The following is a 16,644-nucleotide window of genomic DNA, read 5'->3' as shown; positions in this document are numbered from 1 at the left end:
CCAACGTCAAGTGGGCAGCTGGAAATTCGAGTGGATTAAGAGGCGTGGCCTCTAAAGATGGTAAAGGAAGGCAGTCGAATGCAATGTCCGAAGCCGACGAGTCGGGTCGCGGAACAATGTGAACAAGAACGCCATTCAGGCAGGAAATCGCGTATCGCCGTAGCCGTTTTGTGGCTGGTCGGCACGGTGCAGTTCTTCGTGGCGCAACTCGTGGTGGAGGCTTCATGGGACACGCGGTACAGCTGGGCAGATAACAACATCAGCGATCTTGCCGAGACCGCGTGCCGGCACGCACCCGAAGATGGTCGATGGATCTGTTCTCCACTTCATCCGCTCATGAACGCCTCTTTTATGTTGACTGGCGTGCTCCTTGCCCTCGGTGCCCTTTTGTTCATGAGAGCACTGAACGGCAACCTCATGTCGCGTGTGGCACTTTCGGCGCTGATCGTCACCGGGGCTGCCTGGGTCATGGTGGGCGTATACCCGGCCGACGTCAACGAGAATCTGCATGTCTTAGGTGCGATCGTCATCTTCGTTGTCGGCAATATCGCGCTGGTGTTGTACGGATGGGGTGCACATTCGATGCCGACGATTGTGCGAGTTAGCTCGATTGCGCTGGGTGTGATCGGTTTCGCCGCGGCATTCCTGCATCTGGGCGGAGCCTATCTCGGCCTCGGTATGGGAGGCATGGAGCGAGTGACCGCGTTCACGGTGCCGATCTGGATGCTGATCATTGCTTCCTTGTTACTGGCGGCGGAGCGGCGCATGTTTGATACCGAGTCTCGAGCCCAGCATGATCACGAATCTCAAAAGTCCACGGTCCGGGGCACCGGTGTATCGGGCGGCGGACTTCTCTCTTGATGGTCCGGCCGGCTACTACTGGTGGTCAGCAGTGGCTGTACTCCTTGGTGCGGCTTCACCGTCGAGCGAGGCGTTGGACGTGCTCACCGGCCGGGTCCAGCCCAGTGGCGTGGTGCGCGCTCGGCTACGAAGTGGCGGTCCTCGCGAACAGGAACTCAGCGGCGGGCGACGCCCACTCGAACGACGCGCTCGTCGCCCGGTGTGACGACATGCGGCGCTCCGGTCACCGTGATGGTCGCACGCTGTGGAGCGTCGCCGTCATCGCCGCCGGCCACCGCCGGTTCGGAATCCGCCTGTGTGATGCCGTCAGCGCTCGGGCGGGCCTGGTTGTCGCCTGCGGATCGGCCCACCCACACCTCGACGTCCCCTGGTTCGACGACGCGGACCATCCGGCGGTCGGTGAAGGCCAGCCGGGTGGTGGGGACCTCGAAGTGCACGACGGCCGACTCGCCGGCGTCGAGGACAACCCGGTGGTACCCCAGAAGCTGGACTGTCGGGCGGGTGACACTCGCCACCACGTCGCGTCCGTACAGTTGCACGACCTCAGCACCGGCCCGATCGCCGGTGTTCATGACCCGGACAGACGCGCCGAACGCTCCGCCGGCGACCACAGCGGGATCGACGGTGAGGGCTTCGTACGCGAACGAGGTATACGACATGCCGTACCCGAAGGGCCGGACCGGGGTGGTGTCGGAGGTGGTGACGTCGTTCGGGCCACCGAGCGGCGGGTGCAGATACGTGTACGGCTGTGATCCGGCCGAGCGTGGCATCGAGACGGGAAGCCGCCCGGACGGGTTGACCCGCCCGGAGAGCACGCCGGCGATGGCCGCGCCGCCCTCTTCACCGGGGAAGAACGCCTGGATCACCGCGCCGACCGCGGCCGCTCCCTCCAGCGTCCAGTCGATCGCGTACGGACGTCCGGTGATGAGGACGAGCACGGTCGGGGTGCCGGTCGCCTGCACCGCCTCCACGAGATCTCGCTGGACACCGGGGAGCTCCAGGCTTTCCACGTCGTTGCCCTCGCCCACGGTGCCTCGCCCGAACAGTCCGGCCTGATCTCCGGCGACGACCACCGCGACATCGGCGGTACGCGCGGCCTCGGTCGCTGCGGTGAATCCGGAACGGTCGGTGCCCTCGACGTTACACCCGGGTACGACGACGATCTCCGCCCCGGCAAGCGTGCCTATGGCTGACTCCTGGCGCAGCCCGTCCACGACGGTGGGGATCTCGATCCCGAGTGGGACATCGGGTCGTTGCGCCAGCACGTGGTTGACGAACGAGTAGCACCCCAGCAATGCCTCGGCGCGGTCGGCGTTCGGGCCGATCACCGCGATACGGCGGGGCGCCGTCCGGTCAGGACCGCCCAGCGGAAGCACCCCGTCGTTCGACAGCAGCACGATCGACTCTTCAGCCAGCCGCCGGGCGAGGTCCCGGTGCTCCGGGGAGTCGAGATCGACCGTCGCCGGCGGATCGCCTTCGAAGGTCTCGTCGAGCAGGCCGAGCTCCTCTTTCTGGGCGAGCGCGCGCAGCACCGCGCGGTCGACCAGTTTCTCGTCGACGACGCCGGCGCGCACCCGTTCGGCGAGCGGCGCGAGGTACGCGTCCCCGGTCGGCAGCTCGATGTCGACCCCGGCCGCCACAGCCTGAGCAGCCGCGTCGCCGCGATCCGCGGCCACCGCGTGCAACAGGGTCAGGAACGCGATGGCGAAGTAGTCCGAGACCACCGTCCCGGTGAATCCCCACTGCTCGCGGAGCAGACCGGTCAGCAGGTCGGCGTCGGCCGCGACCGGGACGCCGTCGACCTCCGCGTAGGAGTGCATGACCGAGCGGGCGTCTCCGTCGAACAGGGCCATCTCGAACGGCGGCAGCAGAAGATCAGCCACCTCACGAGGCCCCGCGTGCACCGGAGCGTGGTTGCGCCCGGCCTGCGACGCCGCATAGCCGACGAAATGCTTGAGCGTCGCGTGCACGCCGGCCGACTGCAGCCCACGCACGTACGACGTGCCGAGCGTGCCGACCACGTACGGATCCTCGGCGATGCACTCGTCCACACGCCCCCAGCGTGGGTCCCGGATCACGTCGAGGACCGGCGCAAGACCTTGGTGGATGCCGAGCGTGCGCATGGACGAGCCGATGGCTCTGCCCATCTGCTCGACCAGGTCCGGGTCGAACGACGCACCCCACGCAAGCGGCGTCGGGAATGTCGCTGCCTGCCATGCGGCCAGCCCGGTCAGGCACTCCTCGTGCACCAGCGCCGGGATGCCCAGGCGGGTGTTCGAGCGCAGCCCGCGCTGCTGGCTCCACAGCCATTCAGCGCGCTTGACCGGGTCGACCGGATGGGTCCCGTACACCCTGGTCAGGTGGCCGATGCCGTGCCGGATGACTTCCTCGAAGGATTGCTGTGATGCGGTAGCGGCCATCTCGCCCTGCATCGGTGCGACCTCGCCGGGATGGTCCTGACCGTCGCTCCCGGCACCGCGATCCTGGTCCACCCAGTATCCGACCAGCTGTGCGAGCTTCTCCTCGAGCGTCATCCGGGCGAGCAGATCGTGCACGCGCTGGGACCCACGGGGCCGCGGGGGGAGGGTGGTGTCGAGGTCAGTCACGAAAGTGGGCTCCTTGCTTGGATCGTTCGGTCTCATCCCTTGACCGCGCCTTGCAGGCCGCCGACGATGCGCTTCTGCAAGACCAGGAAGAGCACCAGCGCAGGCAACATCGCTAGCGAGGTGAAAGCGAACACACCGGCGATGTCGGCGGAGTACTCGGACGAGTAGTCCGCGACGCCAAGCGGCAGCGTGCGCGTGTCTCCTTGCAGCAGCAGTAACGGCAAGAGGTAGGCGTTCCATGAGCCGACGAAGGCGACCACGCCGACCGTCACCATCGCCGGCCATGAAAGCGGCACCACGATCCGCCAGAAGAAGCCGATTCGCGATGCACCGTCGACCCACGCGGCGTCCTCGAGCTCGTTCGGCAATGCGGCGATGAACGGGCGCAGGATGACGACGCTCAACGGCAGCGCGAACGCCGCTTGGGGCAGCGCGATACCCCACCAGGTGTTACTGAGCCCCATGTTCTGGCTGACGAGGATGAACAGTGGAATCGCCGCGACGGTGGCGGGAAACAGCAGCCCGGCGACGAAAACGGTGAACAGCGCCTCGCGCCCCCGGAACCGATAGCGCGCCAACGGGTAAGCCGCCATCATGCCGAAGACCACGACGACGACGGTCGTGATGATGCCGATGGCCAGCGAGTTGCCCGTGAACCGCCAGAAAGCCGGGTTGGTGATGGCGTCCCGGTAGTTGAAGAGCACCCACGGGTCGGGCCAGCCTCCAGGGTCCTGAGCCAGCTGGGCGTTCGTCCGGAAGCCTCCGAGCACGGCTATTAGCACCGGCCCGATCGAGACAGCGACGATGACGAGCGCGACCACGTAGACGAGTGGATGGCCACCGGAGTAGGCATTCCAGCGGCTTCGTTTGGGCTCGGGCGTGGGCTCGGCAGGTGGTGCGAGCACGGTCGGGGTGGTCATCGTCCGGCCTCCCTCGTGTCTCGCCGCAGGAAGATCCGCTGGTAGGTGATCGCCATGGTGAGTGCGATGACGAAGAGGATCACCGAGGCCGCTCCCGCGATGCCGTAGTTGCCCCGCTCGGTGCCTTGGTTGATCAGAAACGTGACCATGGTGGTCGTGGAGTTGGCGGGTCCACCGCGGGTGAGGACCCACACCATGTCGAAGAGTTGCAGTGAGCCGATCATCGACAGGAACGCCCAGGTCCGCATCGTCGGACCGAGCAGCGGAATCGTGATCTTGCGCTGGGTCTGCCACCAGCTGGCGCCGTCGAGTTGCGCGGCCTCGTGCAGCTCGTCCGGAATGCTCTGGAGCCCGGCGAGGAAGAGCAGGATCGGCAGGCCGAGGTACTTCCACGTCAGCACGATCATGATCGTCCACAGGGCGAAGTCGCGATCGCCGAGCCAACCCTGCTGTGGCCCCTGGAGGCCGATACTCCCCAGCAACGAGTCGATCACGCCGTACCGCGGCTGTAGGAGCTGGAACCAGATGACGCCCGCGATGACCTCGGAGAGCACGAACGGCACGAACACGATGGTCCGCAGCAGTCCCTGACCTTTCATCTTGCGGTTGAGCAGTAGGGCGATCGCTAGTCCCAGAGGCAACTGGAGAAGGATCGACCCTACGACGATCGTCATGGTGTTGGCCACGGCGCCCTGGAAGACACTGTTGGTCAACACCGATGCGTAGTTGCCGAACCCGACGAAATTCTCCAGTGGCCCGAAACCACGCCATCGGTACATCGACATCTGTACCGCGGTGAGCACCGGCACGATCACAAACGCCCCGAACAGCACGAGCGCGGGCGAGACGAAGAAAAGGATCTCCGCGCTCTTGCGCCAGTCGCGCCGGGACCGGCGGCCCGGTCGGTTAGTGGCTTTCAGTGGAGGTTCCGCTGGCGGCTTCATCGGGTGGCGGCCGCCAGCGGAACCGGCTATTGCGTTGGTCACTGCTCGGCTTCGTACGCTTCTCGGATGGCGTCGACGACGTCCTGCGGCGTGGCGGCACTGGCGAACATCTCGACGATCTCGTCGTTCATCGCGCCACCGATCGACTCGCCGAACTGGGTGTCGAAGTAGAGCATGTTGTACGGAGCGGCGGAGAGCGGCTCGATCAGCGCGGCCAGCGCCGGGTCGGCAACCGAGCCCGATGCCGCCGGGTTGACCGGCAGGCCCATGTTGTTCTCAGCGAAAGTCTGCTGCATCTCGTCGGAAACCAGGTACGAGATGAAGTCAGCCGCCACATCCGGGGCGTTCGCCGACAGCGCCCACGCGTCGCCGCCACCGATCAGGGCTCCAGGCTCGCCTTCCTGGCCCGGGATCTCCGGGAACGGGAACCAGCCGAGCTTGCCGGCCAGGCCTTGGCCGTCCTCGGTCAGACCCTCCATCACGCCGGGCTCCCAGTGGCCGGCCAGTTCCATAGCCACCCGCTCGGTCGCGAGCAGGCCGGAGGCCGACGTCGGGCCTTCCTGCGCTGGTGTTGCCAGGAATCCCGCGTTGAACGGTTCGGCATCGATCATCTCCTGGAGCGTCTCGCCGGCACGCAGGAAACATGGGTCGGGGTCGGAGAAGTCGAGGGTGACGACCGCGTCGGTCAAGACCTCCTCGGAGCACTGCCGCAGCGCGGTGTAGTACCAGTAGTGCGCGGCCGGCCAGCCGTCGCGGGCACCGACGGCGACGGGTTCGATGTCCGCCGCCTTGAGTGCGTCGACCGCGGCGAACCAGTCGTCGAGCGTCTCTGGCGGCTCGCTGATGCCGGCCTCGTCGAAGAGTTCGGTGTTGTACCAGAAGCCGACCGCACCCGCGGTGAACGGCAGTGCGTACGCGCGGCCGTCCACCTCGTAGGTGGAGCCCACGCCCCCGAGATTCGCGATCGCGTCAGCCGCCAGGTCGGTGATGTCTTTGGTCAGGCCCGCGGCAACGTGGTCGGCGAGTTCGCCCCCGCCGCGCTCCATGTAGATGTCGGGCATGTCGCCGCTCTGGAATGCCGCGTTGAGGCGCGTCCCCATGTCCTCGTGTTCCTGCGCGCTGATCTCGATGGTGACGTGGGGATTGGCCGCCATGAAGTCCTCGGCCGCCTGCTCGTACACGCCCCTGCCAGGCTCGTTGTTCGAGTTGTGCCACCACGTGATGGTGACCGGCGTGTCACTGTCACCGTCGTCGTCGGTGCTCTCTTCGCTGCCGCTGTCGTTGCCTTCAGGGGGATCCGCACCGTCGTCGTCGGAGCCACCACCCTGCCCCGCACAGGCGGTGGCGAAGAGTGCACCTGCCACCACGAGTAACAGGGCTTGCTTCCGTGTTCTGCGAATCATCTCGGTGCCCCTCCAGTCGTCCTTGACGAATGTGCGGGAGTCTGGCAGCCGCGCTGAGCGGGTGTCAATCGTTATCGATACCGATATCGACATCGTTATCGAAGGTTGCTCTTCTCGAATATGCCGAGGGCACGCTGGCACGCTAGTGTCTTGGCATGCAGTCCACGGGAAGGGTGACCATCGGCGACGTCGCGAAGACCGCAAAGGTCTCGGTCGCGACCGTGTCGAAGGTGATCAACGGCCGGTACGGCGTCGCGCCGGAGACCGAGGTCCGGGTCCAAGAGGTCATCGAGCAACTCGGATACGAGTCGTCACTCGTGGCTCGGAGCCTCCGCAGCCGCCGCACCAATGTCGTCGGCATCCTCGTCGCGGAGTTCGAGCCGTTCTCCACCGAGTTGCTGAAGGGCATCTCCGAGGCTGTGCATGGGACGGACTACGAGCTGATGGCCTATACCGGTGGACTCGGCCGGCACGAGCGGGTCGGCTGGGAGAAGCGCTATCTGGCCCGCCTGGCCGGCACGCTGATCGACGGTGCCGTGCTCGTCACCCCCACCGTCAGCCTCGAACACGAGAGCATCCCCGTCGTCGCCGTCGACCCGCACACCGGACCATCCGGCGCTCCGACCATCGATTCGGACAGCTTCGCCGGCGCCAGATTGGCGGCTGAGCACCTGATCTCGTTGGGCCACACCCGCATCGGCTTCCTCGGCGGCCGTGTCGACCTCGAATCGGCGAGGCTTCGTGAACAGGGCTACCGCTCGGCGTTGAAGGATGCCGGAATCGAGGTCGACCCAGCCCTGATGCGGATCGGCGGCTACCGCCCCGACCTGGCCGACATCCCCGCCCACGAATTGCTGTCGATGTCCGATCGCCCGACCGCGATCTTCGCCGCCAACGACCTCTCCGCGATCCGCACCATGGAGATCGCCCGCGAGCTGGGGCTCCGCGTCCCGGAGGACATCTCAGTGATCGGCTTCGACAACGTGCCTGAATCGGCGATGAGCGACCCTCCACTCACCACCGTCGCCCAGCCCATCCATGAGATGGGCGCGCAAGCTCTGGGTATGGTCATCGATCTGATCAATGGCGTGTCCCGGGAGCCCCATGTCCGGTTGCCGACAAACCTGGTCACGCGCGCCAGCTGTCGCCCGTTGTGAGCTGCGCGCCAACTTTGCCCTCCGCTGGCGGACAACGATCTGGAGCGCGTGGTCGTCTTTGTCTATGACGGGACGCATCCGGCGACCCGCAGGGCGGTAGGAGCACCGTGGCAGCGGAGGATGCGCTCGTCGTCGTGGCTGGTGAACGCCACCGCGCGCTGGTCGGGTACGCGTATCTGCTTACCGGAGACCTGGCTGAAGCCGAGGATCTGGTGCAGGAAGCGATCGTTCGGACGTTCGTCCGTTCACTGCGCGGCTTGGAACTGCAGGATGCGGAGAGCTATGTGCGACTGGCCGTCTTGCGGCTGTATGTCGACGGGCATCGGCGCTGGGCCCGCTGGCTCGGCATCCGGCACCTGGTGGCGACGGACGGCGACGATCGCGCATCGCAGACCAATCCGGACCTGACTGACACGCAGATCGATGTGCGACGTGCCCTTGCTGATCTCCCTCGCCGGGAACGCGCCAGCGTCGTCCTGCGGTACTTCGACGACCTGACCGTCCCGCAGATCGCCGATCGGATAGGCGTCAGCGACGGAGCGGTGAAGCGATACCTGAGCCAGGGGGTGCGGCGGCTACGGACCGTCCTTGGCTCGGCGGTCCCCGTCGATGACGAGGGAGATCCCGCACCAGGCAGCGTGGGCACGAAGGGGCGATGATGACTGACGAACTGAAGCGGCGGCTCCAGGAGATCGCAACAGCGGCGGGAAACGCCGCTGGCGACGGCGATGTCATCGGGGTCCGGGCGAAGGTGCGCAAGGGCCGCCGGCGCCGGATGGTCGCGGCCACGGGTGTTGGCGTGATGGTTGCCGCGGTGAGCGTCGGGGTGGTCGTGATGTTTGACGGTTCCCCCACGCCCTCCGTTGCTGCAGGATCTTGGGAGGCATGTGGGCAGGACGTCGAGACCGCTGCTGCGGCCACGTTCGGTGATGCCACCGTCTTCACCGACGACGGGCCGGCGACCCTTCGCCTCGATCCGCTCCGCTCGGCAGGTTCCGCGCGGGCGGACGTCGCCGCGGAGATGACCTACGCGGCCAGCGGCGTCGATCGCTTCGCCGTCGTGAACGTGGACGGTGCCCCGATGGTGCTGTGGGTCGTTGATGGCGACGGGCGAGTCGTGGGAACTGGTCGCGCGGCCGGGACCTACCCGGACGACCTGGCGGTCACTCCGGGGGAATCCACCTGGATGGATGTCGGCTTCGAGGTGCGTTCTTGCGGCGACGTCGCTGGAACGGCACGCGGGGATGTGCTGCCGCCGGGAGACTACGACGTCGTGGGGGCAGCAGGTATTGCCCCGGCGCCGGCCGGCCAGCCGGAGCAGCCGGAGCGGGCTGCCGCCGTCGTATTGGCGTGGTCGGTGTTCACCGTGGGCGAGGACGACGGCGGCCCGGTCGTCGACTCTCAGTGCGGTGCCGCGTGGCCGCGGGACGCCGTGGCGTCGACCAGCGGCGAAGAACTCGGCATCCGGCTTGACGGGCCTGCCGACCTCGGTGAAGTGGCCCCCCAGGACCCGGTCGACAGTGACCCGCCCGGCGCCGCTTTCACCGTTACCGCGACCAACACGTCGGGTGTTGAGTTAGAGGGCTGGACCGGGCACCCGTGGGTCGTCGTGGTCCGTGACGGGATCGTCGTCGGCACAACCGGCGGGACGGACGACATGGGGCTGGAGGCCACCATGGCTGCGGGCGCATCCATCGACTACGACGCGTGGGTGCCATTACACGACTGCACGACGGTTGGGGTCGGCCAGCATGCCAATACCAGCGGCGGTGAACCACTGGCTCCGGGCACGTATGAGCTGTATGCGGTGATGGGGTTCTTCTTCACCACCCCGGCCGGCGACGACGGCCCCGGCCAGGACCGTACCGACGTCACTGCCATCGGTGGGCCCTGGACTGTCACCGTTCCCTGACTGTCACCCGCGGGCGCGACATCGCCGCTGTCCGCATGAGCTGACCCGGCCCGCTCCCACGAACGCGCCTTCTAGGAAAGATCTTGACATTTTGATGCGTATTGATGACACTTTGATGTATGCGAACGACGTTCCGGCTGGATGACGAGCTGTTGGCTGAGGTCAAGGCGCTGGCCGCGCGTACCCATCGGAGCATGAACTCAGTGGTGGAGGATGCGTTGAGGGAACTGCTGGCGCGCCAACGGCGCCGGAGTCGTCAAGAGGTGTCTCTGACCACCTTCGGGGGAAACGGGCTTCAGCCGGGTGTCGATCTCGATGACACGGCTGCGCTATACGACCTGATGGACGAGGCCGATGAAGCTTCTTGACGTCAACGTCCTGGTATATGCCCACCGTGAGGACGCACCTGGTCACCGGAACTACGCGGCGTGGTTGAGGGACCTTCTCGGTGGTGAGGAGCCGTTCGCAGTCACCAGCCTGGTGTTCACCGGTTTCATCAGGATCGTCACACATCGGCGTGTCTTCGATCCGCCGAGTCCGTTGGAGATCGCGCTGGCGTTCGCCCGCGAGGTACGCACGCATGACAATTGCGTCGTGTTGGAGCCGGGCCACCGGCATTGGGACATCTTCGAGGAGCAGTGCCGAGGCGCCGATGCCCGTGGCAACCTTGTGACGGACGCGCACCTAGCTGCGCTGGCCGTCGAGACCGCCAGCGACATCATCACCACAGATCGGGATTTCAGCCGGTTCCCGAATCTCCGTTGGAGCCATCCGCTCGGCTAGCCCTGGCGCAGCCCGCCAGGCTCCGCGGGTTCGTTCGGTTTTCTCGTTCGGTGTCGCAGATGGCTTAGCACGGACTGACCGTCGACGTGATCTGCCTCAATGACTCTGGGGCTGACACACTCTGCGCATGACTCACCTTGTTGCGGGCGAGCCCGAGCGCCTCTTCACTGGAGCTGAGTGGACCGAAGGCCCGCTGTGGCTGCCTGACACCGGCCGCGTTCGCTTCAGCGACATCCCGAACGACCGCGTCCTGGAGTACGACGCCGCCACCGGCCGCACTGACGTGCACGCTGAACCGGCGGGCTTTCAGAACGGTCGCATCCTGGACCGCCAGGGACGTGTGGTGCGTTGCTCGCACGGCAATCGGCGCGTCGAGCGCGAGACCGGCAGGACCGTCGAGGTTCTCGTCGACTCCTGGGAGGGGCACCGGCTCAACTCACCGAACGACGTTGTTGTGGCCCGGGACGGAACGGTCTGGTTCACCGACCCGCCGTACGGCATCCAGCCCAGCGGCAGAGAAGGCTATCCGGGCGAGATGGAGTACGGCGGCTGTTATGTCTTCCGATACGACGAGACCACCGGTGTCTTGGACGCCGTCGTCACCGACATGGATCACCCCAACGGCCTGGCCTTCTCCCCGGATGAGAGTGTGCTCTACGTCGCCGACACGGGCGAGAACTCCAAGCTGCGCGCCTACGACGTCGAGGGTGGCGGCTGCGTCAACGGTCGCGACATCCCTACGGTGCCCGTGGGGGCGGTGGACGGATTGCGTGTCGACGGCGTCGGGAACCTGTGGTGCTCGGCCGGCGACGGTGTGTATGTCCTGGACGCACGCGGGAGAGTCCTGGAACACATCGCGGTCCCCGAAGTGGTCTCGAACGTCTGCTTCGGCGGCGAGCAGCGCCAGTGGCTCTACATGACCGCGACCACCAGCCTCTACCGCGTCCGGCTGGGTCGCCGCGTCGGATTGTCGTGAGCGCTAGTTGGCGTGGTCAAGCACTGTGAACGCTGGGCCGCCGCATTAATGGCCTGCATCGAGCCGCTACATCACTGCCCTCGTCCGCTGAGGCTCACATGAGTCCTTCGATTGCATCGGCCAGCTCGTCTGCCGAGCGACCATACGGATTGTTCGTCCGAGTCGCCACGCGCTCGATCAACACGTCGACGGGAGCGCTCAGGAGGACGACGTGTTCGAACCGGTCATAGAAGTGGCCCTGGTTCTCGACTGTTCCCGAGACCACCACGTCAGGGTGACATGCCAACAGCTCACTCATTCGGGGCTCGTCCCACAAACCATCGGTGAGCACCCAGTCGTCGTAGTCGGTGTCAACGGTTCGATGCCCACGCTGGGCGAGTTCCTCGAGCAGCGACGACTTTCCGACGCCGGACATGCCAGTGACGAGGATGCGAGACACGAGTGGAGCCTATCCGGCGCACCGCCCATTGGGTCCGCCAGTGACCGTGACCGAGCGTGCCTGAACAAGCCCCGGTGGGGTTATTCCAGAACAACGGCGAGGTCGTCGAGGTGTGTGGCGTCGCCGATCACATCGATGCGGGAGACCCGGCCGTCGTGGAGGCTGATGACAAAGACGGCCCGGGGAGTTCCACCTGGGGCGTATGTGGCACCGGGGAAGCCGTCGATGAGCGCGATCTGGGTCGCCTCGGCACGGCCCGCGAAGACGCGGGCGACGGCGTCGGCTCCGCGGACCTGGCGCCGCAGCAGCGGGGCACCGTGCTCGGCGTAGGGGGCCGCCGCGGCGACTACTTCGGCATCGGCCTGCAACTCGACATCGGGGTCGAGCAGCTGGAGTAGAGCGCCGAAGTCGCCCTCACGGGAAGCTTTCAGGAACGCGTCAACGGCGTCACGTTGCCGGTCGCGTTCGGCGGGGAGGTCCACGTCGCGGATGCGGCGTCTGGCGCGTGAGGCCAGCTGGCGGGCGTCCCTGGCGCGCAGCTGGTCGACGCAGGTGCGTGAGATGACGACAGTGAGCCAGGCTTCGAGATTGTCGATCTCGTCCGTCTTCGTGCGCTGGAGCCGCAACCACGTTTCCTGGACCGCGTCGTCGGCGTCCCAATACGAGCCGAGCATGCGGTAGGCGATAGCGCGCAGCCGGGGTCGCTGTGCGGCGAACGAAGCGGCGAGATCCGCCGCGGAGCGCGCCGTCTGAGGCAGTGCCATCGCCTGCTGTTCCTCACTTCTCGAGATGTCTTCGCCGGACCCTTGTCACGTTTCGGACGCCCAGTGCGACGTCTTATATGAGGAGTACAACCGGTCCGGATCGGATCGGGACATCGCGGCCGCCGCTGGTCGGTGCCCAACCTCATCTCCCAGGTCAGCTTAACTCTCCACGAAGGAAGGCTCATGACTCTCAACCCCGCACCCTCGCTTTCCCCGCAAACGCCCGACGCGCTTCGTGATGCCGTGCGCGGCCGCGTCTGGTTGCCGGGTGACCCGGACTTCGATGGCGTCCGCAGGCCGTGGAATCTGGCCGTCGAGCAGCCGGTCACGGCTGTCGTAGAAGCAGCGGACGAGGCCGACGTCGCGGCGCTGGTGCGATACGCGGCCGCCGCCGAGGTGGGCATCTCGACGCAGCCCAACGGCCACGGGGCTACCGGCAGAACCGAAGGCACCATCCTGCTTCGCACCGGCCAGCTCGACCGGCTCGAGATCGACCCGGCCGCCCGCCGCGCCAAGATCGGCGCCGGCGTGAGCTCGGGCGCCCTGCAGAGCGCAGGCGCCAAACACGGGTTGACCGGTTTGCCGGGAAGTTCTCCTGTGGTCAGCGTCACGGGAGTCGCGCTCGGGGGTGGGCTGAGCTGGTTCGGCCGTGCCCACGGCTGGGTGGCCGACAGTGTCGTCGCTTTCGACATCGTCGACGCCGGCGGCAGGCCGCGGCGAGTGACTGCCAGCACGGATCCGGAGCTGTTCTGGGCGATGCGTGGAGGCGGCGGGGATTTCGCCATCGTCACCGGACTCGAGCTAGCGCTACACAATGCACCTTCCCTGTTCGGCGGCCGGATGCTGTGGGCCGGCGCGGATGCGGGGGCGGTCGCCGAGGCCTACCTGGCGATCACCAATGAAGCGCCGGTGGAGCTCACCGCTTGGCTGGAGCTGCTGCATTTCCCCGGTGCGGATCCGATGATCGCGATCGACACCACCTTTCTCGGCGACGAGACCGCGGCCCGGGCGCTGGTCGCCGAACTCGACCGGCTCCCCACGCCTCTGTCGGACACCCGCGGACCTATGTCCGTCGCAGAGCTGGGTGGCATTACCGCCGAACCCACTGATCCCGGCGCCGGCCAATCCCGCGGCGAGCTTCTCCAGGAGCTTGGTAGTGACACGATCGCCTCGTTGCTCGACGAGCCGATCTTCCCGCTGATGGCCGTCCAGGTCCGGCACCTCGAGGGCGCGTTCAGCCAGCCCAGCGATAGCCCGCACGGTCCATTGACCGAGCCGTACGCGCTGTACCTGTTCGGCCTGCCGACGGACCCGGCTACGGCCGAGGCGATCACCGCCAAGCAGCAGTTCTTTGCGGATCGGCTCCCGGTCAGCGGCCGGAAGCCGGTGACCTTCCTCAACCCCGCCGAGACGCTCGCCGACGCGCTCTCGCCGACTTCGATCGAACGGCTCCGGCGTATCAAGGCCGACCGCGATCCGGCGGGGGTGTTCCGTAGCAATTTCGGCGTCCAGCTCTGACAAGGCTGGACGCCGACCTCCAGTGGCGGGGATCAGTGGCCGGATAGCCGCCCTGTCAACGCTCGCCCGGCGGGACGAAGGACAAGCGATCGAAGACCAGCACGCTCTCCACGATGGCGCCGTCGCGGACGGTGAAGTACTCGGCGGCTGGCGCGGTGGTGGTGGCCGCGGTGTGCGGGTAGTAGAACAGCGCGACGTGGCCCGCGTCGGCGAAGCTCGCTACGTCGGTCAGGCCGGCCAGGTTCGGCAGGAACTCGGCCAGGTAGCCGCGGTAGGCATCCTTGCCACTGAGGTCGACCCCCGGGGCACGGCACACGATGTCCTCGGCCACTCGGGTCATGGCCCGCTCGAGGTCGCCGCTGGTCCAAGCCCGGTGGTAGTCCAGGACGGTCTCTAGGGCGGTGGAGGTGGTTGTCTGCGTCATGGTCAGCTCCGTCGTGTTGGTGGGTTGGGGGTGGCGCGGTCTTCGAGCGGCACCCAGTTGTCCTGACCGGCGTCGCCACCTGATGCGACGATGCTCAGCCGAGGCAAGAAATGTGCCCAGCCGTCGGCGTGACCGTCGAGCTGGGGATCCGGCAGGCCGGAGTGCACCAGGTCGACACGTGTGCCGCGAGCGGTCGGGGTGAGTGTGAACGCCACCGTAGAGGCGCCTGGTGGCAGATCGGGGCTTCCTGACACTCCCCAGGAGACGACGACTCGCCGTGCCCGCTCGACCTCCAAATACTGGCCCCGGATGGCGTGTCCGGCGATGTCGACGGCGAATCCGCCGCCGGCACGTGGGTCGAGGGTGGCGTGCTGTCCCATCCAAGCCGTCATCCCCGCTTCGGTCACGAGATAGTCGAAAACCTCCGCGGGCGAGGCGTCGATGTCGATCGACGTCGTGTACTCAGCCATTGTCGCCGCCGGTGCGGGACTCGATGGCGGCCTTGAGCGAGGCGAGTTTGGCCGGCCAGAACTCGTCCAGGTAGGCGCGCACGGCGGCTAGCCCGTCGGTGTTCACGGCGAACAGGTGGCGAGTGCCGACGCGGGTGCCACTGGCGAGCCCGGCCGTGCGCAGGACGCCCAGGTGGTGTGAGGTCGTCTGTTGGGACAACCCGACCTCTTCGGCGATCTGTCCGACCGACCGTGGCTCGGAGCGGACGGCTGCCAGGATCGCGCGGCGATTCGCGTCCGCTAGCGCACGTAGTGCCTGGTCGAGATCGGGAACGGATTCGGCTGCCATGAGACTCCTATGGTGGCGAGGCTGAAACGCAGCATAACACAAATGACCATTTGTACTCATGTGTATGTGTGGTGGTCTCGTCCGTCTGCGAAACCACCACAGTCCGGTAGCTCGAAAGTGCTGCCGATCGGCGATAGTTTCTGTGTATGACGCAGCCTGGCGCCGTAGTCGACTGGCTTCTTGACTCTGATCCATCGATCCGCTGGCAGGTGATGCGTGACCTGCTCGACGCCCCCGAGCCGGAATGGAGCCTGGAACGGGCCGCTGTTGAGATGCAAGGGTGGGGAGCCCGGCTACTCGCCTGCGAAGACGCAGACGGCCAATGGGCGGGCGGTGCCTTTCTCCCCCGCGGGTTCGAGTATCACGAGTGGCAACAGGTCGGCCAGCCGTGGACGGCTACCACGTTCTCGTTGTCTCAGCTCAGGGAGTTCGGTCTGGACCCCGCTTCGGAGCGGGCGAGGCGAGCCGTCGAGCTGATCGGCGCCAACTCACGGTGGGAACACGACGGCCAGCCGTACTGGGAGGGCGAGGTCGAAGAGTGCATCAACGGCCGGACGGTTGCCGACGGCGCATATTTCGGGGTGGACGTCTCGGCCATTGTCGGCAGGCTGGTTGGTGAACGTCTCGCCGACGGCGGCTGGAACTGTGAACGGGCGAACGGATCGGCCCGATCGTCGTTCGCCAGCACCATCAATGTGCTGGAAGGGCTCTTGGAGTACGAGGCGGCCACCGGAGGCACGCCCGAGTCTCGGGAGGCGCGCATGTCAGGCGAGGAATATCTCCTGGAGCGCAGCCTCTTCCGTCGTCTCAGCACCGGTGAGCCGGCTGACGAGCGTTTTCTGTCGTTTCTGCATCCGAACCGATGGCGCTACGACGTTCTGCGGGCCTTGGACTACTTCCGCGCTGCCGCAGCGCTGACTGGCGCCGCTCCCGATCCGAGGCTGGATGAAGCTGTCGAGCACGTCCGCTCCAGGCGGCAGGCGGATGGCACCTGGCCACTCGACTGGAGGCTCCCCGGCCGGGTGTGGTTCGAGATGGACGGCGAGGTGGGAGAACCGTCGCGCTGGATCACGTTGCGCGCGGCGCGGGTGCTCCGATGGTTCCGAACGCCCGCCTAGTGCCCTGCGTGGGACGCAGGG

The 16,644-nt window shown here is 66.7% G+C and carries 17 protein-coding genes and 1 pseudogene; 9 read left to right on the top strand and 9 right to left on the bottom strand.

Annotated features, from left to right (window positions below):
* Positions 1–57: 57 nt before the first annotated feature.
* Positions 58–861 carry a DUF998 domain-containing protein gene (locus tag F7O44_RS26070; protein ID WP_162453244.1) on the top strand — a complete coding sequence of 268 codons (804 nt, stop codon included), beginning with the start codon at positions 58–60 and terminating at the stop codon, positions 859–861.
* 155 nt (positions 862–1,016) lie between these two features.
* Here the strand turns inward: F7O44_RS26070 and F7O44_RS26065 are convergent, their stop codons facing one another.
* The 4 genes from F7O44_RS26065 to F7O44_RS26050 are packed head-to-tail and all read right to left on the bottom strand — an operon-like array spanning position 1,017 to position 6,734.
* A complete protein-coding gene (locus F7O44_RS26065) occupies positions 1,017–3,503 on the bottom strand; it encodes a beta-xylosidase/alpha-l-arabinosidase (protein WP_162453243.1) in 2,487 nt (828 codons plus the stop codon).
* On the bottom strand, positions 3,500–4,387 hold the full coding sequence (locus tag F7O44_RS26060) for a carbohydrate ABC transporter permease (protein WP_162453242.1): 888 nt from the start codon (positions 4,385–4,387) through the stop codon (positions 3,500–3,502). The genes F7O44_RS26065 and F7O44_RS26060 overlap by 4 nt, the downstream gene beginning before the upstream one ends.
* Positions 4,384–5,331, bottom strand: a complete 948-nt coding sequence (locus F7O44_RS30700) for a carbohydrate ABC transporter permease (RefSeq protein ID WP_162453281.1) — start codon at positions 5,329–5,331, stop codon at positions 4,384–4,386. The genes F7O44_RS26060 and F7O44_RS30700 overlap by 4 nt, the downstream gene beginning before the upstream one ends.
* Positions 5,332–5,369: 38 nt before the next feature.
* On the bottom strand, positions 5,370–6,734 hold the full coding sequence (locus F7O44_RS26050) for an extracellular solute-binding protein (protein WP_162453241.1): 1,365 nt from the start codon (positions 6,732–6,734) through the stop codon (positions 5,370–5,372).
* Between the two features lie 155 nt (positions 6,735–6,889).
* On the opposite strand from F7O44_RS26050, the gene F7O44_RS26045 reads away from it, so the two are divergent.
* The 6 genes from F7O44_RS26045 to F7O44_RS26020 all read left to right on the top strand — a co-directional run bounded on the left by F7O44_RS26045 (position 6,890) and on the right by F7O44_RS26020 (position 11,562).
* Positions 6,890–7,891 carry a LacI family DNA-binding transcriptional regulator gene (locus F7O44_RS26045; protein WP_162453240.1) on the top strand — a complete coding sequence of 334 codons (1,002 nt, stop codon included), beginning with the start codon at positions 6,890–6,892 and terminating at the stop codon, positions 7,889–7,891.
* A gap of 107 nt (positions 7,892–7,998) precedes the next feature.
* Positions 7,999–8,550, top strand: a complete 552-nt coding sequence (locus tag F7O44_RS26040; protein WP_162453239.1) for a sigma-70 family RNA polymerase sigma factor — start codon at positions 7,999–8,001, stop codon at positions 8,548–8,550.
* Entirely contained in the window at positions 8,550–9,803 is a 1,254-nt protein-coding gene (locus F7O44_RS26035) for a hypothetical protein (RefSeq protein WP_162453238.1), read from the top strand. Before F7O44_RS26040 ends, F7O44_RS26035 begins: the two co-directional genes overlap by 1 nt.
* 119 nt (positions 9,804–9,922) lie before the next feature.
* On the top strand, positions 9,923–10,171 hold the full coding sequence (locus F7O44_RS26030) for a CopG family ribbon-helix-helix protein (RefSeq protein ID WP_162453237.1): 249 nt from the start codon (positions 9,923–9,925) through the stop codon (positions 10,169–10,171).
* Positions 10,158–10,586: a type II toxin-antitoxin system VapC family toxin gene (locus tag F7O44_RS26025; RefSeq protein WP_162453236.1), complete on the top strand. Its 429-nt coding sequence runs from the start codon at positions 10,158–10,160 to the stop codon at positions 10,584–10,586. The genes F7O44_RS26030 and F7O44_RS26025 overlap by 14 nt, the downstream gene beginning before the upstream one ends.
* Positions 10,587–10,713: 127 nt before the next feature.
* Entirely contained in the window at positions 10,714–11,562 is an 849-nt protein-coding gene (locus F7O44_RS26020; RefSeq protein WP_162453235.1) for an SMP-30/gluconolactonase/LRE family protein, read from the top strand.
* A gap of 124 nt (positions 11,563–11,686) precedes the next feature.
* Here the strand turns inward: F7O44_RS26020 and F7O44_RS26015 are convergent.
* Both F7O44_RS26015 and F7O44_RS26010 read right to left on the bottom strand, forming a co-directional pair.
* A pseudogene (locus F7O44_RS26015) lies at positions 11,687–12,001 on the bottom strand (AAA family ATPase); the annotation flags it as partial.
* An 80-nt stretch (positions 12,002–12,081) separates the two neighbouring features.
* A complete protein-coding gene (locus F7O44_RS26010) occupies positions 12,082–12,765 on the bottom strand; it encodes a sigma factor (protein ID WP_162453233.1) in 684 nt (227 codons plus the stop codon).
* A gap of 183 nt (positions 12,766–12,948) precedes the next feature.
* Between F7O44_RS26010 and F7O44_RS26005 the strand changes: the two genes are divergently transcribed.
* Positions 12,949–14,283: an FAD-binding oxidoreductase gene (locus F7O44_RS26005; protein WP_162453232.1), complete on the top strand. Its 1,335-nt coding sequence runs from the start codon at positions 12,949–12,951 to the stop codon at positions 14,281–14,283.
* A gap of 55 nt (positions 14,284–14,338) precedes the next feature.
* Here F7O44_RS26005 and F7O44_RS26000 read toward each other — a convergent pair whose 3' ends face one another.
* Genes F7O44_RS26000 through F7O44_RS25990 form a run of 3 tightly spaced genes read right to left on the bottom strand, consistent with a single transcriptional unit; the run spans position 14,339 to position 15,505 of the window.
* Entirely contained in the window at positions 14,339–14,707 is a 369-nt protein-coding gene (locus F7O44_RS26000; protein WP_162453231.1) for a nuclear transport factor 2 family protein, read from the bottom strand.
* A 2-nt stretch (positions 14,708–14,709) separates the two neighbouring features.
* Positions 14,710–15,177 carry an SRPBCC family protein gene (locus tag F7O44_RS25995; protein ID WP_162453230.1) on the bottom strand — a complete coding sequence of 156 codons (468 nt, stop codon included), beginning with the start codon at positions 15,175–15,177 and terminating at the stop codon, positions 14,710–14,712.
* Positions 15,170–15,505, bottom strand: coding sequence for an ArsR/SmtB family transcription factor (locus F7O44_RS25990; RefSeq protein ID WP_162453229.1), 336 nt, complete (start codon positions 15,503–15,505; stop codon positions 15,170–15,172). The genes F7O44_RS25995 and F7O44_RS25990 overlap by 8 nt, the downstream gene beginning before the upstream one ends.
* Positions 15,506–15,651: 146 nt before the next feature.
* On the opposite strand from F7O44_RS25990, the gene F7O44_RS25985 reads away from it, so the two are divergent.
* A complete protein-coding gene (locus tag F7O44_RS25985) occupies positions 15,652–16,623 on the top strand; it encodes a squalene cyclase (protein ID WP_162453228.1) in 972 nt (323 codons plus the stop codon).
* Positions 16,624–16,644: the final 21 nt, after the last annotated feature.

The sequence above is a fragment of the Phytoactinopolyspora mesophila genome (genome assembly GCF_010122465.1).
Lineage (GTDB): Bacteria > Actinomycetota > Actinomycetes > Jiangellales > Jiangellaceae > Phytoactinopolyspora > Phytoactinopolyspora mesophila.
The sequence above is the reverse complement of the archived record's forward strand: the minus strand, read 5'-3'. Positions and strand labels throughout refer to the sequence as shown.